The organism is Oerskovia douganii (genome assembly GCF_015142735.1).
GTDB classification, from domain to species: domain Bacteria; phylum Actinomycetota; class Actinomycetes; order Actinomycetales; family Cellulomonadaceae; genus Oerskovia; species Oerskovia douganii.
Genome location: NZ_JACSPN010000011.1, coordinates 50,745 through 59,253, shown reverse-complemented (window position 1 = coordinate 59,253; position 8,509 = coordinate 50,745). Strand labels below are relative to the sequence as shown.

Here is an 8,509-nt window from a genome sequence, read left to right as displayed (position 1 = left end):
CCCCCGCGCGCCCCCCCCCCCCACGACGCTACAGGTCAGGGCCGCCGGAAGGACCGGCGGCTCACCGCGTGAGGACCGCGATCGCCTCGACGTGGTGGGTGTGGGGGAACAGGTCGTACCCGGTGACCGACTCGACGCCGTAGCCGTGCTCGGCGAAGTAGGCGATGTCGCGGGCGAGGGCTGCGGGGTCGCACGCGACATAGACGACGCGCGGTGCCTGCAGGGCAGCGACCGCGTCGACGACCTTGCGGCCCGCCCCGGTGCGCGGAGGGTCGAGCACGACGACGTCGGCCGTCGGGGCGGCGTGGTCCTTGGCGGCGAGCACCTTCTCGACGGGGCCGTGGTGCAGCTCGACCTGCGGCTTCTCGAACGCGTTGCGGCGGGCGTCCTTGACGGCGCGCTCGTCCCCCTCGATCGCGACGACCCGCCCGGTCTCACCGACGGCGTCGGCCAGCGGGAGCGTGAAGAGCCCGGCGCCCGAGTACAGGTCGACGACGGTCGCCTCCTCGATCGGCCCCGCGGCCCGCAGCACGGCCTCGGCGAGCAGCGCGGGGGCCTCGCGGTGGACCTGCCAGAACCCGTCGGCGGCGACCCGGTACGAGTGCTCGGTGCCCGCGACGGTCACGGTCTCGGTGACCGCACGGCGGGCGTGCGGGCGGCGGTCGATGTGACCCGAGTGCCAGACGACGCCGTCGACGAGCAGGATGGGGTCAGCCCCGCCTGCCGGTGCGACGAGCTCGAGGCGCGTCCCAGGGCGCCAGCGGCGCGTGAAGACCTCCTCGGCCTCTGCGAGGGCCGCGACCTCGGGGGACGCGAGCGGCATCTCGTCGAGCGCCACGACGTCGTGCGAGCGGAAGACGCGCATGCCGGCGCGGCCCTTCTCGTCGGCGACGAGGTCGATGCGCGTGCGGTAACCGAGGCCGCCGCGCTCGTCGTCGCCCGGCGCAGCCTCAACCTCTACCTGAAGGTCAAGGCCGGCGAGCCGCTTGAGCTGCTCCTGCAGGACCGCGGCCTTCCAGCGGCGCTGCGCGGGCAGCGAGACGTGCGACAGCTCGCCGCCGCCCGCTCCGCTCGGGCCGGCGGCCGGCCAGGCGGCGGGCACACGGTCCGCGGAGGGCTCCAGGATCTCGACGGCGTCGGCACGCCAGAACTTCGCGGTCTCGCCGTCCTCGGTGATCCGGGCCAGCACCCGCTCGCCCGGCAGCGTGTGCCGGACGAAGACGACGCGCCCGTCGTGTCGCGCGACGCAGTGGCCGCCGTGCGCGACAGGTCCGACCTCGAGCTCGACCAGAGGTTGAGACTCAGGGGCGGTGGACGTGGGGTTCAGGGTTTCAGACACCCCCCTAGTATCCCGGACGCGAACCGCCTACGGCTCCGGACCGACCCGTGCGGGACGTGGGACCGCACACGTCGTCGTGCGCGCCCCGGCCGGCAGGGCCTCAGTAGCGGCGGTTGATCCGCTGCTGGGCCGCGAAGTTCTCCGTCTCCAGACCCGTCTGCCCCTTGGTCGACGAGAGCTGCCACGGCACCGACGCCACGACGACGCCCGGCGTGAACAGCAGCCGTCCCTTGAGCCGCAGCGCGCTCTGGTTGTGCAGCAGGTGCTCCCACCAGTGCCCGACGACGTACTCGGGGATGTAGACCACCACGAGGTCGCGCGGGCTCTCCCGACGGATCGAGCGCACGTACGACAGGATCGGCCGCGTGATCTCCCGGTACGGGGAGTCGAGGACCCGCAGCGGGACCGGGAGGTCGAGGGCCTCCCACTCGGCCGTGAACTCGGCGACCTCGTCCGGGTCCACACCCACCGTCACGGCCTCCAGCACGGACGGGCGCGAGGCCCGCGCGTAGGCGAGGGCCCGCATCGTGGGCTTGTGCAGCTTGGAGACCAGGACGAGCGCGTGGACCCTGCTCGGCAGCGCGCGCGCCGCCGCCGGGTCCTCGCCCAGCGTGAGCTCCTCGCTCACCGAGTCGTAGTGCTTGCGGATCGCGCGCATGAGCACGAACACCACGGCCATCGCGAGGATCGCGATCCACGCACCGTGCGTGAACTTGGTCAGCAGCACGATGATCAGGACCGTGCCCGTCATGGCGAAGCCGATCGTGTTGACGACGCGGGACCGCTTCATCTTGGTGCGGAAGCGCGGGTCGGGGACCGTGCGCAGCTCCCTGGTCCAGTGCTTGATCATGCCCAGCTGCGAGAGCGTGAAGGACACGAAGACACCCACGATGTAGAGCTGGATCAACCGGGTCACCTGCGCGTCGAAGGCCCAGATGAGGGCGATCGCCGTGACAGCCAGCGTCACGATGCCGTTCGAGAACGCGAGCCGGTCGCCCCGGGTGTGGAGCTGACGCGGCAGGTAGCCGTCCTTGGCGAGGATCGACCCCAGCACCGGGAACCCGTTGAAGGCCGTGTTGGCCGCGAGCACCAGGATGAGGCCCGTCACGGCCGCCACGAAGTAGAAGGCGATCGGGAAGCCCTCGAAGACGACCTGGGTGATCTGCCCGAGCACGGGGTCCTGGACGAACCCCTCCGGCACCGGCTGACCGTCGATCGTGAGCTGCTCGGGCGGGTTCTCGGCGAAGTGCACGCCGGTCTTCTGCGCGAGGAAGAGGATCGTCATGATCATGAACGCCGAGATGCCGCCCAGCAGGGCCAGCGTCGTGGCCGCGTTGCGGGACTTGGGCTTCTTGAACGCCGGCACCCCGTTGCTGATCGCCTCGACGCCCGTGAGCGCGGCACAGCCGGACGCGAACGCCCGGGCCACCAGGAACGCGCCCGCGATCCCGGTCAGCCCCTGGTCGAAGTGGCTCTCCGCGACGAGCTCGTAGGTCGAGCTCTCGGCCATGGGCAGGGTCCCCGTGGCGTACCGGACGAACCCGACCACGGCCGTCATCCCGACCGCGAGCATGAACAGGTAGACCGGGATCGCGAAGAACGACCCCGACTCCTTGACCCCGCGCAGGTTGATCAGCGTGAGCAGGACGACGAGCCCGATCGCGAACGAGGCCTCGTGGCCCCGCAGGAACGGCAGGGCGGCCGCCGCGTACTGCGCCCCCGAGGAGATCGACACCGCCACCGTGAGCACGTAGTCGACCATGAGGGCCGAGGCGACGCCGACGCCCGCCGTCGGGCCGAGGTTGACCGTCGCGACCTCGTAGTCCCCACCGCCCGACGGGTAGGCGTGCACGTTCTGCCGGTAGGAGGCGACCACGGTCAGCAGCACGACGACGACCGCGAGCCCCACCCAGGGGGAGATCGTGGTCGCGGCGAGCCCCGCGATCGAGAGGGTCAGGAGGATCTCGTCGGGCGCGTAGGCGACCGAGGAGAGCGCGTCCGAGGCGAACACCGGGAGCGCGATGCGCTTCGGCAGCAGGGTGTGCCCCAAGTCGTCGCTGCGGACGGGGCGTCCGAGCAGCAGGCGCTTGGCGGCATCAGCGATATCCGACACGTTGGCCCATGCTAGGCCCTCCAGGTGCTCGCGGCCCCTCCGCGTGCCCGACGGATCTCGGCGCGCCCCTCGAGGCGCCGTCGTCCGGGCGCCGTCGGGCAGCGCGGTCCGCCCCCGGAGCACCCGCGCCCGCGCCGCGCCCGGACCGGGTACCTGCGTCGGACCCGCGCGCGGTAGCGTTTCGCTCGTGCACTTCGTGATCATGGGATGTGGCCGGGTCGGCGCCACCCTCGCCCAGTCTCTCGAGAACCGCGGCCACTCCGTCGCCGTGGTCGACCAGAACCCCGACGCCTTCCGACGGCTGTCCGCAGAGTTCTCCGGCAAGAAGGTGACCGGCCTGGGCTTCGACCGGGACACCCTGGTCCAGGCGGGGATCGAGGACGCGTACGCGTTCGCCGCGGTCTCCGACGGGGACAACTCGAACATCCTCGCGGCCCGCGTCGTCCGCGAGACCTACGGGGTCGACAACGTCGTGGCCCGCATCTACGACCCGCACCGTGCCGAGATCTACCAGCGCCTCGGCATCCCGACCGTGGCGACCGTCCGCTGGACGTCGGACCAGGTCCTGCGTCGCCTGCTCCCGCTCGGCGCGACCGACGAGTACCGCGACCCCTCGGGACAGGTCCGGCTCGCGCAGACCGACTTCCACCCCGGGTGGGTCGGTCGTTCGGTGGCCACCATCGAGGCCGCGACCTCCGTGCGCGTCGCGTTCCTGGGGCGGTTCGGCGAGGGCGTCCTCGCGACCCCCACGACCGTCCTGCAGGAGAACGACGTGCTGCACGTCCTCATGCGTGCGGCAGACGCCCCCACGGTCGAGCGCCTCCTGACGCACGCCCCGAAGCTCGAGGAGAACTGATGCACGTCGTCATCGTCGGAGCCGGGTCGGTGGGGCGCTCGATCGCGCGCGAGCTGCTCAGCCACGACCACGAGGTCATGATCATCGACAAGCAGCCTGCCGCGATGCGCGTCGCGCAGGTCGCCGACGCCGACTGGCTCCTCGCGGACGCGTGCGAGCTCCCGACCCTGGCGGAGGCCAAGGTCGACGAGTGCGACGTCATCGTCGCGGCCACGGGCGACGACAAGGTCAACCTCGTCGTCTCGCTCCTGGCCAAGACCGAGTTCGGCGTGCCCCGCACCGTCGCCCGCGTGAACAACCCCAAGAACGAGTGGATGTTCGACGAGTCGTGGGGCGTCGACGTCGCCGTCTCGACGCCGCGCATCATGACGTCCATGGTCGAGGAGGCCGTCGCCGTCGGGGACCTCGTGCGGATCTTCACGTTCCACCAGTCGGGGGCGGACATCCTCGAGCTGACGCTGCCCCCCGACTCGCCGCTCATCGGCACGCGCGTCGGTCAGGTGCCGTGGCCCCAGGACACCGTCCTCGCCGCGATCGTGCGCGGGACGCAGCCCATCGCGCCGAGCATCGACGACACGCTCGAGGTGGGCGACGAGCTGCTCATCGTGACCGGGCGCGACGTCGACGAGGCAGAGCTCCTGCGGGTCCTGGTCGACGCGTCGCCCGACGGGGGGAACGGGATCGTCGACGAGACGACGGGTCTTCCCGTCTGAGGGGCTCGGCCCGCCCCAGGGTCAGGCGGCCCCCGGCCCGGCAGGGGCCGCCGTGTGCGGGCGGCGGACCAGCAGCCAGGTCGCCCAGAGGGTCAGGGCCCACAACGGGATGCCCATGACGAGGCGGGCCGTGCCCAGCCAGGCGATCGCGTCCTCGCCGGCCACGAACAGCGGCACCTGGACGGCCAGGCGCAGGGCGAACATGCCGACCCACAACCACGTCGCGAGCGCGTACCGGCGCATGAGCGCCGCGTCCCCGCGCCAGCGGTCGGCCCAGGCGCGGAACGCACCGGGAGCGGGGTCGGCCTGCTCGCCGCCCCGCGCAGCCTCGTCCGAGGCCTCAGGACCGTACGGAGCCTCGTCGGCCGCGACCGCGGCCTTGACCTTGTCGCCGTCCGTCCAGCCGCTGCGCAGCCCCTCGACGACCAGCCCGACCACGGGCCACCGCACGAGCACGGAGACGGTCATCGCGACCAGGTAGGCAGCGTTCGTGAGGAGACCGGCCGCGTAGTAGTTCTGCGCCTCGCCCGACCGCCACGCCCACAGCACGCCGATCGCGACGCCCAGGAACCCGCCGAACGCCTGCGTGATCGGGGTGCGCTGCACCAGTCGCGCCGCGACGGCGACGAGCGCCACCGCGACCGAGGCGATCAGCGCGGGGCGCAGCGTGTTGCCCGTCGCGATGAACACGACCACGAACACGAGACCCGGCGCCATGGACTCCACGAGCCCCCGGACCCCGCCGATGGTCTCCGCGAGCGAGAAGGACTCCCCCGCCAGGGCACGGACGCCCCGGGCCGACCCCTCGTCCGGGGGGACGACGTCGTCGACGACGTCCGCGACCTCCTCGACCTCTCGGGAGAGCGGGTCCGGCGACGGGTGGGCCTCGTGCGTCATGTCGTCTCTCTCGCCTGCGGGGTCGGGGTGGGTCACGGGCTCACTCGCCTGCGCGCGGGCGCAGCTCGTAGCGGGGGTTGAACATGGTGCGCCGGCCGGCGATCTCGCAGACCAGTCCTTCGACGCGGACCCGACGCCCGGGCTCGACCCCCGCGATCTGGCGACGCCCGAGCCAGACCAGGTCGAGCGAACCCGACCCGTCGTAGAGCTCGGCCTCGACCGTGGGGACGCCCTCTCGCGGGCGCAGGATGACCGACCGCATGACGCCCGAGACGGTCGCACGCTTGCGGTTCGCGAGGTCCGAGACCGCGGAGCAGCCCACCTGGCTGGCCGAGTCGAGCCGCTCCTCGTCCGCCGTGAGCTCTTCCTGGGAGGCCAGCACCGAGTGCAGGGCCTGGCGCAGCGTCACGGCGGTCAACGCCTCTCGGTGATCTCCGGCCCGCGGGTCAGCGGGTCGAAGGTGGGGAGCGACGGGGCGGCCCCCTCCGGGGCGGCGACCGCAGGACGCGGTGCCTGTCCCGGCAGGTGCATCGCGAGCAGGTCACGAGGCGGGCGGGCGTTCTGGTCCCGGACCACGACGATGTTCGCGAAGACGGACTCGAGGAGCCTGGCGGCCTCCGGGTCCACCGCCGCCTTGCCCGTCAGGACGCCCCGCAGGAACCAGCGCGGGCCGTCGACCCCGACGAACCGGGCGGCACGGAAGCCCTTCTGACCGTCGGGTCCCGTGGCCGGGAGCTTCGCGAGCAGCTCGCGACCGAACGTGCCGGGGATGTCGTCGACCGTCCCGCCCTGCTGGCGCACGGACTCGGCGATCTCCTCACGGATCTCGTCCCAGATGCCCATGGTGCGCGGCGCGGCGAACGCCTGGATCTGCAGCGCGGAGCCGTTGACCGCGACCGCGGCCCCCGTGATCTTCTGCGTCTTCTTGTCCACCTCCATGCGCAGCTCCATGCCCGGGACTCCCGGCAGCCAGATGGCACCGAGGTCCGCACGAGCACCGAGCTCGCTCACCTGCGAGGAGTCGAACGGGCCGCGGGCACCCGTGGGAGGAGCGACCGGAGCCGGAGCGGCCGGGGACCCGTCCGCGGCAGCGGAGGTCTCCTCGGTCCCGGAGCCCTCGGCGACGACCGCCTCGTCGCTCGACTTCTGCGACGCACTACGCCGGAACAAACCCACGGACGCTCTCCTTCAGCTCTTCACCGCGTCGACCATCGACCACGGCTCGTTCGGACGGTCGGACCGCCCTGCTCCTACCACCCTAGACCGCTGCGCGGGCCTCGTGGCCGTCGTCGGCCACGGGCGAACACTGCGGACGCACCGGTCTCAGGGCGCCGCGACCCACCCGCCGCTCGACCCGAACCCGCCCTCTCCGCGGTGCGAGCCGGGCAGCCGCTCGGCCTGGAGGAAGCGGGCGTGCTCGACCTTCTGGATCACGAGCTGCGCGACGCGGTCCCCGCGGTGCAGCACCACCGGGACCGACGGGTCCGTGTTGTGGAGGATCACCTTGATCTCGCCGCGGTAGCCCGCGTCGACGGTCCCGGGCGCGTTGACGATCGTCAGGCCGTGCCGGGCGGCGAGGCCCGAGCGCGGGTGCACGAAGGCCGCGTAGCCGTCGGGCAGCGCGATCGCGAGCCCCGTCGGGACGGTCGCGCGCCCCTGCGGGGCGATCTCCACGTCGACGGTCGTCACGAGGTCGGCACCGGCGTCACCCGGGTGGGCGTAGGCCGGCACCGGGGTCACGTCGTCGAGGAGCTGGACCAGCACCTGCACGTCGCCCGGACGGGCGGGCACGGGTTCGAGGGCGGTCGGGGCCGCCGGTTCGTCGATGGGCACCCGCAGAGCCTAGTGCTCGCCAGGCGGACCTGCGAACAACGGCACCGCGGCACGCCGCCGGGCCGGCGCGCAGGTCGCACGACTTCGGCGCGGACCCTCGCCCGACGCCCCGTGGCCACGTCGCCCCGCGAACCGCCGGGACGGCGACGACCACCCTCGCAGGACCTGGGATGATGGGCTCATGCCTCAGCCTGCGCCTGCCTACAGCGAACGCCTGCTCCCCGGACCGGGCGGCTGGTCCGCCGCCGCCGCCTTCGCCGTCGTCCTCGGTGTGGCGTTGTGGCCGGTCGACGACGTGCTGTCGATCAGCACGGGGCTCGTCGCCCTGGTCGTCCTCGTCGTGCTCGCCTGGTGGACCTCCCCCGTCGTCTCGGTCGGGACCGGCCCCGACGGGCAGCCCGTGCTGCGCGCCGGACGGGCCTCGATCCCGACGTCGCTCCTCGGGGACGTCACGGTGCTCGACCGCGCGGCCATGACGCGCGAGCTCGGCCCCTCTCTCGACGCACGCGCCTACGTGTGCCTGCGGGCCTGGGCGCGGACCGGGGTGCGCGTCGAGCTCGACGACCCGGCCGACCCCACCCCGTACTGGCTCGTGTCCTCGCGCCACGCGTCCGACCTCGCCGCGGCGCTGGTCGCCGCGGGCGCGGCGAGCGCGTCGGCGGGCGGCGCCGGGACCGCAGGCAGCAGCCCCGACACCGGGCGCCCGGACCTCCCCTGACCGCTCCCGGACGCGCGGACGGCCGCCGCCCCGTGGGGGT

Annotated in this window: 9 protein-coding genes; 3 read left to right on the top strand and 6 right to left on the bottom strand. The window is 73.1% G+C overall.

Going from position 1 to position 8,509, the window contains the following annotated elements:
• Window positions 1-61 precede the first annotated feature (61 nt).
• On the bottom strand, window positions 62-1,339 hold the full coding sequence (locus H9623_RS10005; protein WP_193719903.1) for a class I SAM-dependent RNA methyltransferase: 1,278 nt from the start codon (window positions 1,337-1,339) through the stop codon (window positions 62-64).
• Window positions 1,340-1,439: 100 nt separating this feature from the next.
• A complete protein-coding gene (locus H9623_RS10000; protein ID WP_193719902.1) occupies window positions 1,440-3,452 on the bottom strand; it encodes an APC family permease in 2,013 nt (670 codons plus the stop codon).
• 202 nt (window positions 3,453-3,654) lie between these two features.
• Between H9623_RS10000 and H9623_RS09995 the strand changes: the two genes are divergently transcribed.
• Both H9623_RS09995 and H9623_RS09990 read left to right on the top strand, forming a co-directional pair.
• Complete coding sequence (locus H9623_RS09995; RefSeq protein WP_193719955.1) at window positions 3,655-4,308, top strand: potassium channel family protein; 654 nt, start codon at window positions 3,655-3,657, stop codon at window positions 4,306-4,308.
• Window positions 4,308-5,021 carry a potassium channel family protein gene (locus H9623_RS09990; protein WP_193719901.1) on the top strand — a complete coding sequence of 238 codons (714 nt, stop codon included), beginning with the start codon at window positions 4,308-4,310 and terminating at the stop codon, window positions 5,019-5,021. Before H9623_RS09995 ends, H9623_RS09990 begins: the two co-directional genes overlap by 1 nt.
• A gap of 21 nt (window positions 5,022-5,042) precedes the next feature.
• On the opposite strand, the gene H9623_RS09985 is transcribed toward H9623_RS09990, so the two are convergent.
• The 4 genes from H9623_RS09985 to dut form a co-directional block, all read right to left on the bottom strand.
• Window positions 5,043-5,918 (bottom strand): DUF3159 domain-containing protein, encoded by an 876-nt coding sequence (locus H9623_RS09985; RefSeq protein ID WP_193719900.1) that lies wholly within the window; start codon window positions 5,916-5,918, stop codon window positions 5,043-5,045.
• 40 nt (window positions 5,919-5,958) lie between these two features.
• A complete protein-coding gene (locus H9623_RS09980) occupies window positions 5,959-6,327 on the bottom strand; it encodes an OB-fold nucleic acid binding domain-containing protein (protein WP_193719954.1) in 369 nt (122 codons plus the stop codon).
• Between the two features lie 5 nt (window positions 6,328-6,332).
• Complete coding sequence (locus H9623_RS09975) at window positions 6,333-7,094, bottom strand: DUF3710 domain-containing protein (protein ID WP_193719899.1); 762 nt, start codon at window positions 7,092-7,094, stop codon at window positions 6,333-6,335.
• A 147-nt stretch (window positions 7,095-7,241) separates the two neighbouring features.
• Entirely contained in the window at window positions 7,242-7,709 is a 468-nt protein-coding gene (gene dut, locus H9623_RS09970; RefSeq protein WP_407671892.1) for a dUTP diphosphatase, read from the bottom strand.
• A gap of 223 nt (window positions 7,710-7,932) precedes the next feature.
• Here dut and H9623_RS09965 point away from each other — a divergent pair, with 223 nt between their 5' ends.
• Window positions 7,933-8,469, top strand: a complete 537-nt coding sequence (locus H9623_RS09965) for a DUF3093 domain-containing protein (protein WP_193719898.1) — start codon at window positions 7,933-7,935, stop codon at window positions 8,467-8,469.
• Window positions 8,470-8,509 lie beyond the last annotated feature (40 nt).